This is a genomic window from Micromonospora parathelypteridis (assembly GCF_014201145.1).
Classification (GTDB): Bacteria; Actinomycetota; Actinomycetes; order Mycobacteriales; family Micromonosporaceae; genus Micromonospora; species Micromonospora parathelypteridis.
The window spans coordinates 5,104,422-5,121,116 of the sequence record NZ_JACHDP010000001.1 but is presented as its reverse complement, the minus strand read 5'-3'; the positions used below and the strand labels follow the sequence as shown (position 1 = coordinate 5,121,116).

Genomic DNA, 16,695 nt, shown 5'->3' with positions numbered 1-16,695 from the left:
CGGTCACCGCGGTCCGGCCCGCGATACTTACCGCATGTCGATCACCGATCACGCGCTGGCCATCGAGGCGGCGGAAGCCGGAGCCACAGTCGTCCGTTCCCATTACGGATCGTCGCTGACACGCTTCATGAAGACCGCGGGCGACTTCGCCACCACCGCCGACGTCGAGGCGGAGAAGGCGATCCTCGCTGTCCTGCGCGCGGAGCGTCCGCACGACGTCGTGTTGGCGGAGGAGAGCGGACGCACCGGCACCGGCGGAAACGGACGTACGTGGTTAGTCGACCCGTTGTGCGGGACGTTGAACTATGCCGTGGGCAACATGCTGGCCTCGGTCAACGTCGCTCTGCGATCAGGGGCGGGAGTCACGGTGGCCGCCTCCGCTGACCCCTTCACCGACGAGGTGTTCTGGACCGACGGCATCGCCGCGTTCGTGCGCCGTGGTGGCCTCGACGAGCGGCTCACCCCGTCGGCCGAGTCGAGTCTGGTCGACGTCAATCTCGACCCGCCATTTCCCAACAAGCACGTCTTCCGGGCGGCCCGGATGCTCGCCGACGAAGGCTTCATCGAACAGTTCCGCCCGCGCGTCGTCTCCACCACCCTGGCCGTGGGTTGGGTCGCTGCCGGTCGCCGCGCCGCCTATGTCACGGACGGGCACCACCTGGGCGACAGCGTCCACTTCGCGGCCGGGATCGCCCTCTGTCAGGCGGCCGGTTGCGTGGTCACCGGGATCGACGGTCAGCCGGTTCACGCCGGCGGGAACGGTCTCCTCGTCGCCGCGGACGAGCGGACACATGCCGCCCTGTTGACTCTCATTCAGAATCAGCGCCCGGGGAGGGACTGAGGCCCGAGCGACCGCGCCGGCCGGCTGGTGGGCCCGGTGAGCAGGACCGGGATACTGGCCGCTGTGACGACGAAAGCCCTGATCCTCGACTTCGACGGTCTGCTGATGGACACGGAGACCACCCTGCTGGAGAGTTGGCGTTGGGAGTGGCGGCGGCATGGCCTGCGGCTCGACCCGAAGGGCTTCTTCGCCGACCATGGCGGGGACGCGAACGCGGCTCGGTACACGGCGCTCGAAGCGGCAGTCGGGTCGGGTTACGACCGCACGTCCAGCCACGCGCTGCGGATGGCGTACCGAGCAGAGCTGAATGCGGCGCTGAAGCCCGCGCCCGGCATCGTCGAATGGCTGGACCAGGCCGCAGAGCTGGGGCTGCGGCTCGCCGTGGCGAGCAGTTCCCCGCTCGCACACGTGGGTGCCCTGCTGGACCAGGCAGGGCTGCGGGCGCGGTTCGACGTGCTGGCGACCGGCGAGGAGGTGCACGCGCACAAGCCCGATCCGGCGGTCTACCTGCTGGCACTCGAACGGCTCGGGCTGCCTGCGGATCAGGCGGTCGCGTTCGAGGACACCGCGCATGGCGTGGCGGCGGCACTCGCCGCTGGGCTCCGCTGCGTTGCCGTGCCGAACCCACACGCGGACCACGCCCGCTTCACGGCTGCGGACCTGGTGTTGCCCAGCGCCGCAGACCTCTCCCTGGGCGCGCTCCTGGCCAGGCTGGCGCTGCGCGTGAGCGGTCCCGCGGTGAGGTGAGTCGGCGCCGCCGGCCAACGGCCCACTCTTGACATGAAGCGCGGTTCAGGTTCTAGCGTGCCGTTGTAGATCAAGTTACGGCTCGGGAGGCGGACGGACGGCGGAGCTGCCCGGCCGGAAGTTCGCCAACCATCACCGTTGTCGGAAGGATTCGGATGTACCTGCCACGCCTACTCCGCCCGCGCGTCGTCGTGAGCGCGCACTGCGATCTTCCCTGCGGCGTGTACGACCCGGCGCAGGCCCGCATCGAGGCTGAGTCGATCAAGGCGATCTCCGAGAAGTACCAGGCCAGCGACGATCCGGAGTTCCGGACTCGATCGCTGATCATCAAGGAGCAGCGCGCCGAGCTGGTCAAGCACCACCTCTGGGTCCTGTGGACCGACTACTTCAAGGCACCGCACTTCGAGAAGTACCCCCACCTGCACGGCCTCTTCAACGAGGCCACCAAGCTCGCTGGAGCCGGCGGTGCGAAGGGCGCGGCGGACCCGGCGGTCGCGGAGCAACTCCTTGCGAAGATCGAGGAGATCTCGAAGATCTTCTGGGAGACCAAGCAGAGCTGATCCGACCGAAACCGGGTGGCGCTGGCCACCCGGTCCGGCACCCCGCGTGAAGGAGGACTGCGATGGCGTCGCGTACCGACCTCATCGAAGAGTTGATGGGCCGCTTCCCTGAGGTGCCGCGAGAGGCGGTCATCAAGGAGGATCTGCTGCGCGGCGGACTCGCCTTCGACGACGCGGCCCTGACCGACAACGAGAACGGAAACGTCAAGCCGAAGTCGTACTTCATCTTCTCCTTCGATCACCGGACGCTGCCGGAGCTGGGGACGGCCGCGCTGCGGCGGCCACCGGAGGAGATCGTGCTCACCGGCGGGCCGTACGACCTGCGTCGTACCGTGGTCTCGGTCCGCACCAACCCCAGCTCGCCGTACCGCGTCGGATCCGACGGCGACGGTCGGCTGCGCCTGTTCCTGGACGGACGGCCGATCGCCGACGTCGGACTACCTCCCATGCCGGCCTACTACCGGCACACGCTCGCCAACGGCAAGTCGGTGATGGAGGTCGCTCCGACGATCCAGTGGGGCTACCTCATCTATCTCACGGCGTTCCGCGTCTGCCAGTACTTCGGCGCGAAGGAGGAGTGCCAGTACTGCGACATCAACCACAACTGGCGGCAGCACAAGCAGGCTGGCCGCCCCTACACCGGGGTCAAGCCCGTCGACGAGGTGCTGGAAGCGCTGGAGATCATCGACCGGCACGACACCGAGCGTGCCTCGCAGGCATACACGCTGACCGGTGGCAGCATCACCTCGCAGGTCAACGGGTTGGCCGAGGCGGATTTCTACGGTCGGTACGCTCAGGCCATCGAGGAGCGGTTTCCCGGGCGGTGGATCGGCAAGGTCGTCGCCCAGGCGCTGCCCCGAGCCGACGTGCAACGATTCCACGACTACGGGATCCGCATCTACCACCCCAACTACGAGGTGTGGGACAAGCGGCTGTTCGAGTTGTACTGCCCCGGCAAGGAACGGTACGTGGGCCGGGAGGAATGGCACCGCCGCATCCTCGATTCCGCCGAGGTGTTCGGCCCACGCAACGTGATCCCGAACTTCGTGGCGGGCATCGAGATGGCGTCCCCGGATGGCTTCACGAGCGTGGGTGCGGCGATCGACTCCACCGCCGAGGGGCTCGAGTACTTCATGTCGCGAGGGATCATGCCGCGATTCACCACCTGGTGCCCGGAGCCCACCACGCCGCTCGGCCGGGCCAACCCGGAAGGAGCACCGCTCGAATACCACGTCCGTCTGCTCGAGGTCTATCGCGCGACGATGGAGGCTCACGGCCTGTCCAGCCCACCCGGGTACGGCCCGGCCGGGGCCGGCCGAGCCGTGTTCTCGGTCAGCTCCTTCATGGACACCCTGCCCGCCGCGCATTCGTGACGGGTGCTCACGCATCGCGGGCGGAAGCGACAGTGTCCGTCGCTTCCGCCCGCGCCGCCTGCTAGCTGGCGTACGTCTCGAACTCGCCGACCCGCGGCGCACCGCTCGAGCTGTTGATCTTGAAGGTGATCTTGCTGAGCGACGTCGCGGAGAAACTGATGGACCCGGCGCCGCTGCCGGAGGCCAGGACGGCCCCGGTGTCGTGGTTGATGAGCTGCCACGACCCGATGGAGCCCTGGGTTCCCGACGGCTCGCGAATGATCACCCGGGAGACCCCGGTGGCCGAGCCCCACTTGATCGAAATGGAGCCGGTTGATCCGGCCGGCGACCAGTAGGTGCTGATGTTGCCGTCCCGCACGTTGCCGTAGCTTGTCCCGCTGGCCTTGCTGGAGCCGTCGGCACCGGCACCGAGGCTGAGGTTCGTCCCACTGCTCGGCGGCGGCGTGGTGGGTGGCGGGGTGGTCGGCGGCGGCGTGGTGGGTGGCGGGGTGGTCGGCGCAGGCGTGGTCGGCGGCGGGGTCTGCGGCGAACAACTGCCGTCCGACACCCGCAGACCCGTGTTGGCACCCACCGTCTGACGAACGACGTCCGGCACGCAGCTCGCCCCGTCGAGGCGGTACGAGTACGGGATGCTGATGGTGGTGTTCGACGTCGGGTTGGGACCGGCGGGGTAGTTCTCGCTGCCGGCGCTGGACCAGGTCACGTTGTCGAAGACGTTGCCGCTCACCTGCCAGTAGCCGCGCTCGTCGGTGTAGAAGGTGCCCAGGACGTCCTTGGAGTCGCGGAAGTAGTTGTTCTCCACCTTGGCTCTGGCCCCGGCTCGGGAGTTGATGCCGGACTCGTGGAGGCTCACGTAGTGGTTGTTGTAAATGTGCGCGGTGCCGCCACGCAGCAACGGCGTCCGGGAGTCGATGTTCTCGTAGAGGTTGTGGTGGTACGTGATGAAGCCGTTCGAGAGGTCGCTCTCGCTGGACCCGACGAGGCCACCGCGACCGGAGTTGCGCAGGATGCTGTAGGACAGGGTGACGTACTGGGTGTTGTCCTTCATGTCGAAGAGGCCGTCGTACCCCTCCGACTCTCCGCCCGAGGCCTCCAGGGTGACGTGATCGACCCAGACGTTGCGGACCGTGCTCTCCATGCCGATGGCGTCCCCGCCGTTGGAGGTGGGTGAGCCCGACTTCTTGACGTTTCGGACGGTCACGTTCTGGATGATGATGTTGCTGGAGTCACGGATGTGGATGCCGAGCTGATCGAAGACGGCTCCACTGCCGACTCCGATGATGGTGACGTTGCTGATCTGCTTGAGCTCGATCACGCCCGCCGCGGTGTTGCAGCTCGAACCTGACACCTTGGTGGTGTTGCCGTGGTTGATCGTTCCGATGACCTCGATGGTGATCGGGGTGCTGCTGCTGGCCCGACCACACAGCGCCGCGTGGATCGCGGTCCCCGTGGTGGCCCGTACCGTCTGACCGCCCGCGCCGCCGGTGGTCCCGCCGTTCTGCGTGGCATAGCCGGTCGCGCTGCCGACCGCCGCCGACGCCTGGGGGGTCGGCAGGGTCACCCCGATCGCGATGCCGACGGCGGCCGTGGCCAGTGCTGCCTGAAGTCGCAATGCGACTGGTCGTCTCATCTCGCCTCACTTCGCATTCGTCTGGTCGTCGCCGAGGCGAGCGCGGCCGTCGCGATCGGCCGGCACCTCGCGATCTCTTAAGAATTGGCGTCTATCAATTGCCGGATTGACCTCGACATCCCTGCCGCCCAGGTGAACGCGGAGAGGCGTCGCGCCATCGCCGCCCACTGGTGGCACTGGGTGAAATGCGATCGCCCAGCTCAGGAATGAAACATCGATGTAACGCAATGGTAGGAAAGCGGTTTCCCTGTAGGCAAGGGTTCGCGCTTGCAGGTTTGTTGCAGTGCCCAGGACACAGGTCCGGGCTGAGGCGTGTCACCCCAGCCCGGACCTGTCTGTGTCCAACTCTCAGGTCAGCTCCGTACCTGCCACCGCTGGTTCGCGCCACCGTTCTGCACGCCCGCGCCGTCGCTCACCGTCTGCGCACGTCGGTCCCGGAACGGGCGGGGATGAGCGGCGGCGGTCACCCGAGGATCTGCCGGAGATAGCGCAGGCCGTCCGTGGCGAGACGGTCCTGAGAGGGTGCCAACGGACGCCAGATCGCCGCGGCGGTGGCGATGGTCTCGTTCTCCGCCGTGAACGACTCGATGCAGATCGCACCCTGATAGCCGGTGTCCCGCAGGGAGGTGAAGAAGCGGGGCCAGTCGAAGTGGTCCGCACCGGGCGCGCCCCGGTTGGTGCCGCTGACCTGGACGTGCTTGATGTGCTGGCCAGCGACGGAGAGGGCCGCGTAGGGATCGGCCTCCTCGATGTTCATGTGATAGGTGTCGATCATGATGCCCACGTTCGGAGGCAGACCGTCGATCAGCTCGACCGTCTGCTCGATCGTGTTGACGACGCTCGTCTCGTAGCGGTTCAAGGCCTCGACGCCGATGCTCACGCCGCACTCGCCCGCCTGGTCGGCCACCGGCGCCAGGGCTCGCCGAAACTCCGCGTAGCAGGCCGCGCGAGCCATCGGCGACATCCGCCAGGTGCGACCGACCGAGGCGTACACGGGACCGCCGACGCACGGCGCGCCGACGGCCGCCGCGACCGCCACGCACCCCCTGAGGTACGCGACGGTCGACTCCACGACGGCCGGTGCGGCGTTCACCAGGTCCCGCCCGGGCGGGGTGACCGCACAGACACCGGCAGCGACGAGGCCATGTTCGGCCAGCAGGTCCCGGGTACGGACCGGGTCCCAGTCACCGGGCTGCTCGATCGGCAGTTCGACCGCGTCGAAGCCGAACGAGGCGATCCGCGGGACCAACTCGGCCAGGGCCTTGTCGTCGACTGGCGAGGCCCACACCCAGGGATTGACGCCGATGGCGTACACCGCGACCTACTTCCAGCGCTGCGGATAACCGGGCAGGTCGGTGCAGCCGCACATCGCGTAGTGCAGCGGCGGCATGCTCGGATCGAGGTACCGGTCCAGGTTGTCCTGGGTGACGGTCGGCTGTGGCAGCTTCCACGGGCTGGACACCTGCTCGCCGTCGAGGATCCGCAGCGCCGCGATGATCGGCGTACGCCACTGGTAGGTCGGGTAGGTCGGCGCGATCGCGGTGAGGTTCTTGTCCTTCCAGATCTTGAGGAAGTCGAGTTGGTCCTCGCCATTCATTGGCGGAACGGGCTTGCCCGCGTCCTGAAAGGCCTCGACCGCCGCGACGGCCACCGCTCCGGCGTCCATCCAGATTCCGTCGATCGTGCCGTACCGCTGGATGTAGTCGTCGACGATCTTCTTGGTCTTGGCCGGATCGCCGTCGGTGAACTCGACGCCCACGACGTCGACCTTCGCCTTGTCGAACGCCACCTTCGCCGCCGACCAGCGGGTTTCCAGCACGTCGACGCCGGGCAGGATGCGCAGGGCGAGGACCTTCCCGCCGGGCTTCATCTTCTGGCTGACGAACTCTGCGCCGACGTGACCGAACCCGTAACCGCCGATGGGGTTGATGAACGTCACCGGGCACTTGGTGTTGACGCCGCGGTCGAAGACGATGACCGGCAGCCCGGCCTGGCAGGCCGCCTCGACGGCCGGCGTGAGCGTGGCGGTGGTGTTCGGCGAGACGATGAGCGCGTCACAGCTCTTGCCGAGCAGGTCGTTGATGTCCGCGATCTGCTTCTGGTCCTTGCCTTCGGCGTCGACGTGCACGAACTCCTTGATGCGACTCTTCTGCGCCTCCACCTCGGCCTGCATGGTCTTGAACCCGACCTGCCGCCAGGGGTTGTTCAACGCGGCGTTCGAGAAGCAGATCTTGTACGGGCCCTTCTTCTTGAACTTGGCGGTGTCGACCATCTTCGGGTTGAGCACCTGCTCCCACGGCTTGTCGGCGGGCCCGGTCGGGGTCGCGGTGAGCAGTGAGAGCTCGGCGTCATAGTCGGCCTGCACAAAGAACTTCGACTGGTCCCCGGTGCCGGACCCGGCGGCGGGCGCACTGCCCGAAGGGCTCGCGGACGGCTCGTCGGTGGCACAGGCCGTGAGGGAGAGCAGGGTGACTGCGGCCAGCGCCGCCATGGAACGTCGCACTAGGGTTCCCCTTTATCTCGACGAAGAACGGGTTGCCGAGACCGCCACGGCGAGCAGGATGATCGCGCCTTGGACGGTCGACCTGAGGGCGCCGGAGACGCCGTAGAAATTCATGAGAGCGAAGAGCAGTTCGAGGGTCAGCGCCCCGAGCATCGCGCCGACGACCGAGCCGCGACCGCCGCCCAGCGCGACGCCACCGAGGACGACCGCGGTGATCGCGCCGAATTCCAGGCCGGCGCCGGCCTGGAACGACACTCCGCTGTAGCCGCCCAGGAGGATCGCCGCGGCCGCCGCCGCGAGCCCGCTGAGGATGAAGGCGATCGTCCGGGTACGCCAGACGCGTACCCCGCTCAACTCGGCGGTGCGCGGATTGTCGCCGACGGCGACCAGCGTCCGGCCGAAGTCGGACCGCATCAGCAGCACGGCCACCGCCGCCAGAACCAGAAGGACCAACAGCGCGTACGGCACGCGACCGAGCAGCGGCACGTCCTCGAAGGCCCGCCGGCCGAACCGCCGGAACTCCTCGCTGAGCCCACCCTTCGGGGCACCGTCGGACCACAGGTAGACCGCGCCGACGAGGATCAGGAACATGCCGAGGGTGGTGATGAACGACGGCACCCGCAGGCGTGTCGTGATCAGGCCGTTGACCAGCCCGACGAGTGCTCCGAAGACGAGCAGGAGCAGCACCACCGGCCAGGTACGCGTCGGGTCGCTGTCGATCAGCCGGGCCGCGACGACCACCTGCGCGGTGACCAGGGACCCGACCGAGAGGTCGAACTCGCCGGAGACGATCACGAAGTACTGGCCGGCGGCGAGCAGGATGATCGGCGCCGAACGACCGAGGAACGACATCAGCGACGGCGGGGCGAGGAAGTCGGGCTGCCGGATGCCGACGAGCACCAACAGCACCGCGAGAATGGCGAGGATCGGCAGGACACCACCGGGGCGCACCCGCGGGAGACGCAGCGGCAGCGTACGACGCTGAACGGTCTGCATGGCTAGGCAGCCGCCTTTCGCATGGCCCTACGGGCGTACACGGCGACCGCGGCGATGATGATCGCGCCTCGGATCACCTGCTTGAAGAAGGCGTCGACCTCAAGCTGGTTGAAGATCGCATCGATGCTGGCGAGCAGCAGCACTCCCCCGACCGTGCCGATGACGCCGCCGCGCCCACCGGCGAGGGCGGTCCCACCGATGACCACCGCCGCGATCGACTCCAGGTCGTAGAGGCCCTCGGTGCCCACCCGGGGCGCGCCCGAGCCGAGCCGACTGGCGAGGTAGATACCGGCGAGCCCGGCACACATCGAGCACAGCACGTGGGCGGTGACGAGGATCCGGTCGTTACGGACGCCGGAGAGCCGGGCCACCTCCGGATCCCCGCCGACGGCGACCAGGTGATGGCCGAAGCGGGTCTTCGAGAGCGCGAACCAGGCCGCCGCGGTCACGGCGACCAGCAGCAGGAACGACAGCGGCACCGGGCCGATCCGCTGGTAGCCGAGAGACTGCACGAGCGTGGGTGCGGTGGTGCCGGCCGGGCCGTCGTAGCCGTTGTCGAGGTACCCCTTGAGCAACAACCCGACGCCGAGGGTCGCGATGAACGCGTTGACCCGGAGCTTGGTGACGAGGAGCCCGTTGAGCAACCCGACGCCGGCGCTGACCGCGAGCGCCAGGCCGATCGCCGGCAGCAGCGCGCCGTCGCTGCCGTTCATCGTCTCGGCCGCGACGAGAGTGCTCAGGCTGATCACGTACGCCACGGAGAGGTCGAGCGAGCCGCCCAGGATGACCAGGGTCTGGCCGACGGCGACGAGCCCGAGGCCCGCCGCGACGTGCAGGAGGCTCACCGTCGTGGATTGGTTGAAGAGCTGGCCGCCGTCCAGGAGGACAACCAGCCAGCCGATCGCCAGAGTGAGGGTCAGGGCCACGAACACACCCGGTACGGGTCGACGGGCCGGCAGCAGCGACAGGGCGCTCACTGAGCCATCTCCATTCGCGATTGCGGGGCTCGCAAAATCGGCTCACTCCTCACGCTCACTGAGCCATCTCCGTTCGCGATTGCGGGGCTCGCAAAATCGGCTCACTCCTCACGCTCACTGAACCGCCTCCCGCACGGTCCCGACCGCCAGCGCGACGACGTCCTCCTCGGTCGCGCCGGCGGGCAACTCGCCCGCGATGCGGCCCTCGCGCAGGACGATGATCCGGTCGCTCATCCCCAACAGCTCCGGTAGGTCAGACGAGATCATCAACACGGCCGCGCCGTCACGGGCGAGGCGGCGGACGAGGTCGTGGATGGCTGACTTCGCGCCCACGTCGATGCCTCGGGTCGGCTCGTCGAAGAGCAGGATCCGCGGGTTGAGTGCGAGCCATCGGGCCAGTACGACCTTCTGCTGGTTTCCGCCCGACAGAAAGCGGATCTCCTGGTCGTCCCCTGCGGCGCGGACTTCCACGGCGGCGAGCACCTCGCGTACCCGAGCGGTGCGGTCGGCACGGCCGGACCGTGCCGCGAAGACGGCCCGGCTGGCGAGCAGCGCGTTGTCGAGGACCGACTGCCGACCGACGATCCCCTCACCCTTGCGGTCCTCCGTGACGTAGGCGATGCCGGCCCGCATCGCGGTGCGGGGCGAGCGCAGGCGGACCGGCTTGCCGTCGAGCGTGACGTCGCCGGTGGTGAACGGAGACACCCCGAAGAGCGCGCGGGCCAGCGCCGAGCGCCCGGAGCCCTGCAGGCCGCCGACGCCGAGCACCTCGCCGGCGCGCAACTGGAGGCCCACGCCACGCAGCTTCCGGTTTCCCGCGTCGCGGACGGTGAGCCGCACCGGGCCGAGGTCGTCGGGGCGGGCCCGGTCCGGGTAGTAGCTGGACAGCGCCCGGCCGACCATGTGCCGCACCAGCTCGTCGCCGGCGGTGTCCGCGGTGTCGACGGTGGTGACCCGGCGGCCGTCCTTGAGGACCGTGATCCGGCTCGACAGGTCGAAGACCTCCGTGAGCCGATGTGAGACGTACAGCAGGCCGATGCCCCGCTCCTGGAGTCGGCGCACCAACCCGTAGAGCAGCTCGACCTCGTGGTCGGCCAACGCGGCGGTCGGCTCGTCCATGATGAGCAGCCGCGCGTCCAGGGCGAGAGCCTTGGCGATCTCGACGACCTGCTGCTGAGCGACGCCGAGCTGCCCCACCCGGGCGTCGGCCGGCAACGTGGTCTCCCCGATCGAGTCGAGCAGTCGCCGCGTGCGATCGAGCATTCCCCGACGGTCGACCAGACCGCGACGGACCGGCTCGTGTCCCAGGTAGACGTTCTCCGCGACGGTGCGCTCCGGGAGCAGGTTGAACTCCTGGTGGATGATGCCGACGCCGGCCCGCTGCGCGTCGCGTGGGCCCCGGAACACGCGCGGCTCACCGGCGAACTCGACGGTGCCCTCGTCCGGGGCGTACCCGCCCGAGACGATCTTCATGAGAGTCGACTTCCCGGCGCCGTTCTCACCGACAACCGCGTGGACCTCACCCGGCGCGACATCGAGATCGACACCGTCGAGAACGCGTACCCCGAGGAAGGACTTACCGATGCCCCGAAGGGTGAGTAGCGGCACCGGCCGCGAGTCTGACATCCCGAAAGCCCTCACAGACAGTAATTATCGACAAGATTCAATGCCACACTACGGTGACTTCGCGGCGCTGGACATCAAACTTTCGTAGGAACGGCGGCGACTTACGTTCGCGCGTCGAAAACATCCTCTTGACATCGGCGAAACATCACACGTATGAAGATAGATGTTTGGATTCGGGTCCGCAATCCTCGATCCAGGCCAACTGCCAGGCCGATCCTTGATCGACGGTGACGCCGCACCGAGGGAACCGATCACGGCCGCCGCTCGCCGGGCAGAACATCGGACGTTACCGACTTTGATTGACAGATATCTATCCCTAGCTCATCCTGGCCTCGTGGGCCACCGGACGAGAACCACGGCCACCATCACGCTGTGTGACGTCCTGCCGGTCTGACTGCCGTTTCGGCGAACGGCACGAGGGCTGCCCAGCGCGCGCTCGTGCCCACCCACGCGTCCAGGCACAACCTGACGCACCGTAGGCCCGTGATCGCGATCCCCACGCCCGCCCAACCGAGGAGACGGCATGCGTCGCAACACATTGCTCATCTCAGTGATCGCCGGCCTGTTGCTGGCGCTCGGACTCGCCCCACCCGCGTCAGCGGCGCCGGCCTTCCGCGCCCTGTTGTTCACCAAGACCGCGGGCTACCGGCACGACTCGATCCCCGCCGGGATCTCGATGTTCCAGCAGCAGGCGGCGGCCAACAACTTCGAGCTGGTGCAGACCGAGGACGCGAACGTCTTCACCGCCAGCAACCTGGCGACCTTCGACGTCATCATCATGTTCCAGACCTCGGGCATGGTCTGGACCTCGGCGGCGCAGCGCCAGGCGGTGGAGGGTTACCTCGCCAGCGGCAAGGGCATCGTCGGCGTCCACAACGCCACCGACATGGGCATCGAGTCCGAATACCCGTGGTGGGACCAGACCATCAACGGCGGCGCCCACATGCCCGAACACTCCCCCGGCGTGCTGCCCGGCACCGCCATCGTGGCCGACAAACAGCACCCGTCAACGGCCGGTCTGCCGGATCGATGGAACCGCAGCGAGGAGTGGTACAACTTCGACGCCAACCCGCGCGGCAACGTGCACGTCCTGGTGACCGCGGACGAGCGCACGTACAACCCGGGGTCCCGGGCGATGGGCCCGGACCACCCGATCTCCTGGTGTCGCAACGCCGGCGGCGGGCGGGTGTGGGCCACCGCGATGGGCCACGCGATCGATTCCTACAGCGAGACCAACTTCCGTAACCACGTCCTCGGCGGCGTCCGGTGGGCGGCCGGCAACGTTCCCGGTGACTGCGGCGGCACCGTCTGGGGCAACTTCGAGAAGCGCACCCTCGACGACAACACCGTCGACCCGATGGCGATGGCGGTGGCCCCGGACGGACGGGTGCTCTACGTCCAGCGCGGCGGCCAGGTCAAGATCTTCAAGCCCTCCACCAACAGCACCGTCACCGCCGGCACGCTGAGCGTCTACACCGGCGGCGAGGACGGGCTAACCGGCATGGCGCTGGATCCCAACTTCGCCACCAACGGGTACGTGTACCTGTACCACTCGCCGGCGAGCAGCTCGACCGACGTCAACCGCGTCTCCCGCTACACCCTCAGCGGCGACACGCTGAACACGTCCAGCGGTGTGACGATCATCGACATCCCGGCGTACCGGGACCGGACGTTCCCGGAGCCTGGTCACACCGGCGGTTACCTCGAGTTCGGTCCGGACGGCAACCTCTACATCGGCACCGGCGACGACACGCCCCCGAACCTCGACCCCAACTGGCAGGGCTACGCCCCGCTGGACTGGCGCTCGGGCAAGTCCAACCTCGATGCCGCCCGGACCGCCGGCAACACCAACGACCTGCGCGGCAAGCTGCTGCGTATCCGTCCCGGAGCCAGCGGCAGCTACACCATCCCGTCCGGCAACCTCTACCCCCAGGGCACGGCGCAGACCAAGCCGGAAATCTACGCGATGGGCTTCCGCAACCCGTTCCGTTTCTCGATCGACCCGGCCACCGGCTGGGTCTACCTGGCCGACTACGGACCGGACCGCAACCCGCCGACCACCAACCGGGGCCCCGAGGGCCTGGTCGAGCTCAACGTGATCAAGACGCCCGGCAACTACGGCTGGCCGTTCTGCCACGGTGACAACCAGCCCTACGCGCCGTTCAACCCGGACACCGGCGTCGTCGGCTCGAAGTTCAACTGCTCGGCACCGGTCAACAACTCGCCCAACAACACCGGCCTGACCAGCTTGAAGCCGGTCGTCGCCCCCAACATGTGGTACGGCTACGGGAACTCGCCGAACTTCCCGGAGCTCGGCTCCGGCGGCTCGGCGCCGATGGGCGGACCGGTCTACCGGTACGACGCGGCGAACACGTCCGCGACGAAGTTCCCGCCCTACTACGACGGCGTCCACTTCTTCTACGAGTGGTCGCGCAGCTACATCAAGGAGGTGCACTTCGACTCGTCCACGGCGGTGACCCGCACCAACCCGTTCCTGCCGTCGGGTGGGTTCAACAAGCCGATGGACATGGAGTTCGGCAAGGACGGCTCGCTCTACCTGCTGGAGTGGGGCACCAACTTCGGCGGTGGCAACAGCGACTCCGGCCTCTACCGGATCGACTACATCCAGGGCGGCCGGTCGCCGATCGCCAAGGCTGTCGGCACCCCCACCAGCGGTACCGCGCCGCTCACCGTCCAGTTCAGCAGTGCCGGCACCGCCGACCCGGACCCCGGCAACACACTCAGCTACCAGTGGACGTTCGGCGACGGCACGAGCTCCACGGCGGCCAACCCGTCGCATGTCTACACCAGCAACGGCAACTACACGGCGCAGTTGAAGGTCACCGACAACACCGGTAAGACGGGCTTCGCCAACGTCCAGATCACCGTCGGCAACAGCGCGCCGGTGGTCACCATCACCACCCCGCCCAATGGGGGCATGCTCACCTTCGGCGACCGGGTGTCGTACTCGATCAGCGTCTCCGACCCCGACGGCGGAACGATCGACTGCAGCAAGGTGGTCCTCAACCCGGCGCTGGGTCACGACGACCACGCGCACGAGACCACGGAGTACCCGGGCTGCTCGGGCACCATCTCCACCGACCTGCTCGGTGGGCACCCCGACGGCGCCAACCTGTTCTACGTGCTGAACGCGCGGTACACGGACAACGGCGGCGCGGGTGGCGCGGCCCCGCTCACCGGTACCGCGCAGGTGATTTTGCAACCGAAGCACAAGCAGGCCGAGTACTACAGGAGCCAGTCGGGCACCCGGATCATCGAGCAGTCTGGCGCGGAGAGCGGCAAGCGCATCGGTGACATCGCCAACAACGACTGGATCGCGTTCAGCCCGATGAGCCTGTCGGGCATCACGACAGTCAGCTACCGGCTGTCGTCGCCGTCCGGTGGCGGTTCGATCGAGCTGCGAGCCGACTCACCGACCGGAACGCTGCTGGCCACGACCTCGGTGCCCAGCACGGGCGGTTGGGACAACTACCAGTCCACGACGCCGGTGAGCGTCTCGGCCCTGTCCGGGACCCACACGCTCTACATGGTGTTCAAGGGCAGTGCGACCAACTGGTTCGATCTCGACTCGCACACCTTCGGTGGCGCCGGCGTCGGCGTTCCCAGCACCGGCGGTGGCCTGGCGGGCAAGACCTGGACGGTCACCGCGCAGCACAGCGGAAAACTGATGGACGTCAGCGGTGTCTCCACCGCCGACGGCGCCCAGATCACCCAGTGGGCCGCCACGGGTGGCAACAACCAGAAGTGGCAGGCCGTCGACGCCGGTAGCGGTGCGGTCTACCTCAAGGCGGTGCACAGCGGCAAGTGCGTCGAGGTGATCGGCAGCTCCACCGCGGCGGGCGCCTTCCTGCAGCAGGCCACCTGCAACAACGGCAACCAGCAGAAGTTCACCGCCACCGCGACGGGAACCTCCGGCGTGTACACGGTGCGGAATGTGCTGAGTGGGCTCTGCGTGGACGTCAACGGCGCCGCCACCAACGACGGCGCCCGACTGCTGCAGTGGACCTGCCACAGTGGGGCCAATCAGCAGTGGCGCTTCACCGCGGTCTGACCTGCGGCTGTCGCGGCAGCAGATGACGTCCCGATCGGGACCGGTGTCCGGGAAGCGGAGCCGGTCCCGGCCGGGACGTCGTCGTCACTCCGGGCGGGCGGAGGAGTCCCGACCGGGCGGCGCGGCGAGCAGCCCGGCCGCCGCCAGGGCGTCCCACAGTTCCTCCGGCACGGCGATCTCGGACCGTCGCACCGCCTCGACCGTCTGCGCCTCGTTGCGTACGCCGACCACCGTCGACACCACGGCCGGATGCCTGCGGACGAAGGCGAGTGCCGCCTGTGGCAGGGTCACCCCGTAGGTCTCGCAGACCTCGGCGATCCGCCGCGTCCGCTCGATCAACTCTGCCGGAGCCTGCTGGTAGTTGTAGACGGCATCCGCCGGCGGCCGGTCCTGCGACAGCAGCCCCGAGTTGTAGACGCCCGCGACGACCACCCCCACCCCGCTGGTCTCGGCGGCGGGTAGCAGGTCGTCGGCCGCACCCTGCTCCAGCAGGGTGTACCGCCCGGCGCACATCATCACGTCGACGTCGGCCTCCCGCACGAACCGAGCGAGCATCGCCGACTGGTTCATGCCGGCGCCGATGGCGCCCACCACCCCCTGATCACGCAGGTCGACCAGGGCGGGCACGGCCTCGCGTACCGCCTGCTCCCAGTGGTCGTCGGGATCGTGCAGGTAGACGATGTCGATCCGGTCGAGTCCGGTGCGGTCGAGGCTGGCCTCGATCGAGCGGCGGATGCCGTCGCTGCTGAAGTCCCACACCCGCCGGTGGCTCGCGGGAACGTCGAACCCGGCGGAGTCTCGCAGGTGCGCGTCCTCCGGTGACGGCACCAGGAGTCGCCCGACCTTCGTCGACACGACGTACTCGTCGCGCGGCCGGTGCCGCAGCGCTGCGCCGAGGCGGCGCTCGGAGAGCCCGAGCCCGTAGTGCGGCGCGGTGTCGTAGTAACGGACGCCCGCCGACCACGCCGCGTCGACCGCCGAGGCGAACTCCTCGTCTGTCGTCACCCGGTAGAGGTTGCCACCCTGGGCCGCGCCGAAGCCCAGGTCGGTGAGACGTACCTCCGGGCGACCTGGCAGTGCGCGCGCCTTCATCACGCCTCCAGCCCGTGGACGCGGCGCGCGGGCTCACCCTGGTGGTCGAGCACGAAGCGCACCTCGGGCGGCTGCTGGCCCGTCATCGTACGGCCGATCTCCCTACTCAGGATGGACTGGTTGTTGATATTCACGTCGATGACATCGTCGCACAGTTCATGGCGTGGCAGACGTGGGAGTTTCCGCGCAAGCAGGCCGCGCACTGTCCGCCCGGCCGGGGGCCGCGCCAGTACCGCCAGGACGTAATTCGTATAACGTGTGGCGTCAAATGCTCGGCC

The 16,695-nt window shown here is 68.3% G+C and carries 13 protein-coding genes; 5 read left to right on the top strand and 8 right to left on the bottom strand.

Annotation, left to right across the window (positions count from 1 at the left end; translation table 11 throughout):
* Positions 1–34 precede the first annotated feature (34 nt).
* The 4 genes from HNR20_RS23215 to HNR20_RS23200 all read left to right on the top strand — a co-directional run bounded on the left by HNR20_RS23215 (position 35) and on the right by HNR20_RS23200 (position 3,521).
* On the top strand, positions 35–841 hold the full coding sequence (locus tag HNR20_RS23215) for an inositol monophosphatase family protein (protein ID WP_184183481.1): 807 nt from the start codon (positions 35–37) through the stop codon (positions 839–841).
* A 63-nt stretch (positions 842–904) separates the two neighbouring features.
* Positions 905–1,588, top strand: a complete 684-nt coding sequence (locus HNR20_RS23210; protein WP_184183478.1) for an HAD family hydrolase — start codon at positions 905–907, stop codon at positions 1,586–1,588.
* Positions 1,589–1,743: 155 nt separating this feature from the next.
* Complete coding sequence (gene sodN, locus HNR20_RS23205) at positions 1,744–2,148, top strand: superoxide dismutase, Ni (protein WP_184183475.1); 405 nt, start codon at positions 1,744–1,746, stop codon at positions 2,146–2,148.
* Between the two features lie 62 nt (positions 2,149–2,210).
* Positions 2,211–3,521 (top strand): radical SAM protein, encoded by a 1,311-nt coding sequence (locus tag HNR20_RS23200; RefSeq protein ID WP_184183472.1) that lies wholly within the window; start codon positions 2,211–2,213, stop codon positions 3,519–3,521.
* Positions 3,522–3,582: 61 nt separating this feature from the next.
* Here the strand turns inward: HNR20_RS23200 and HNR20_RS23195 are convergent, their stop codons facing one another.
* The 6 genes from HNR20_RS23195 to HNR20_RS23170 form a co-directional block, all read right to left on the bottom strand.
* Positions 3,583–5,151 carry a pectate lyase family protein gene (locus tag HNR20_RS23195; RefSeq protein WP_184183470.1) on the bottom strand — a complete coding sequence of 523 codons (1,569 nt, stop codon included), beginning with the start codon at positions 5,149–5,151 and terminating at the stop codon, positions 3,583–3,585.
* Between the two features lie 463 nt (positions 5,152–5,614).
* On the bottom strand, positions 5,615–6,466 hold the full coding sequence (locus HNR20_RS23190; protein WP_184183467.1) for a sugar phosphate isomerase/epimerase family protein: 852 nt from the start codon (positions 6,464–6,466) through the stop codon (positions 5,615–5,617).
* A gap of 6 nt (positions 6,467–6,472) precedes the next feature.
* On the bottom strand, positions 6,473–7,654 hold the full coding sequence (locus HNR20_RS23185) for a substrate-binding domain-containing protein (protein WP_229687367.1): 1,182 nt from the start codon (positions 7,652–7,654) through the stop codon (positions 6,473–6,475).
* 12 nt (positions 7,655–7,666) lie between these two features.
* Positions 7,667–8,650, bottom strand: coding sequence for an ABC transporter permease (locus HNR20_RS23180; RefSeq protein ID WP_184183464.1), 984 nt, complete (start codon positions 8,648–8,650; stop codon positions 7,667–7,669).
* Positions 8,651–8,652: 2 nt separating this feature from the next.
* Positions 8,653–9,627, bottom strand: coding sequence for an ABC transporter permease (locus HNR20_RS23175; protein ID WP_184183461.1), 975 nt, complete (start codon positions 9,625–9,627; stop codon positions 8,653–8,655).
* Positions 9,628–9,741: 114 nt separating this feature from the next.
* The gene (locus HNR20_RS23170; RefSeq protein ID WP_311736880.1) at positions 9,742–11,235 is read right to left on the bottom strand and encodes a sugar ABC transporter ATP-binding protein; all 1,494 of its coding nucleotides are present in this window, start codon (positions 11,233–11,235) and stop codon (positions 9,742–9,744) included.
* A 541-nt stretch (positions 11,236–11,776) separates the two neighbouring features.
* Between HNR20_RS23170 and HNR20_RS23165 the strand changes: the two genes are divergently transcribed.
* The gene (locus tag HNR20_RS23165) at positions 11,777–15,325 is read left to right on the top strand and encodes a ThuA domain-containing protein (RefSeq protein ID WP_184183455.1); all 3,549 of its coding nucleotides are present in this window, start codon (positions 11,777–11,779) and stop codon (positions 15,323–15,325) included.
* An 84-nt stretch (positions 15,326–15,409) separates the two neighbouring features.
* Here the strand turns inward: HNR20_RS23165 and HNR20_RS23160 are convergent, their stop codons facing one another.
* On the bottom strand, positions 15,410–16,417 hold the full coding sequence (locus tag HNR20_RS23160) for an aldo/keto reductase (RefSeq protein ID WP_184183452.1): 1,008 nt from the start codon (positions 16,415–16,417) through the stop codon (positions 15,410–15,412).
* Positions 16,417–16,620: a hypothetical protein gene (locus HNR20_RS23155; RefSeq protein WP_184183449.1), complete on the bottom strand. Its 204-nt coding sequence runs from the start codon at positions 16,618–16,620 to the stop codon at positions 16,417–16,419. Before HNR20_RS23155 ends, HNR20_RS23160 begins: the two co-directional genes overlap by 1 nt.
* Positions 16,621–16,695 lie beyond the last annotated feature (75 nt).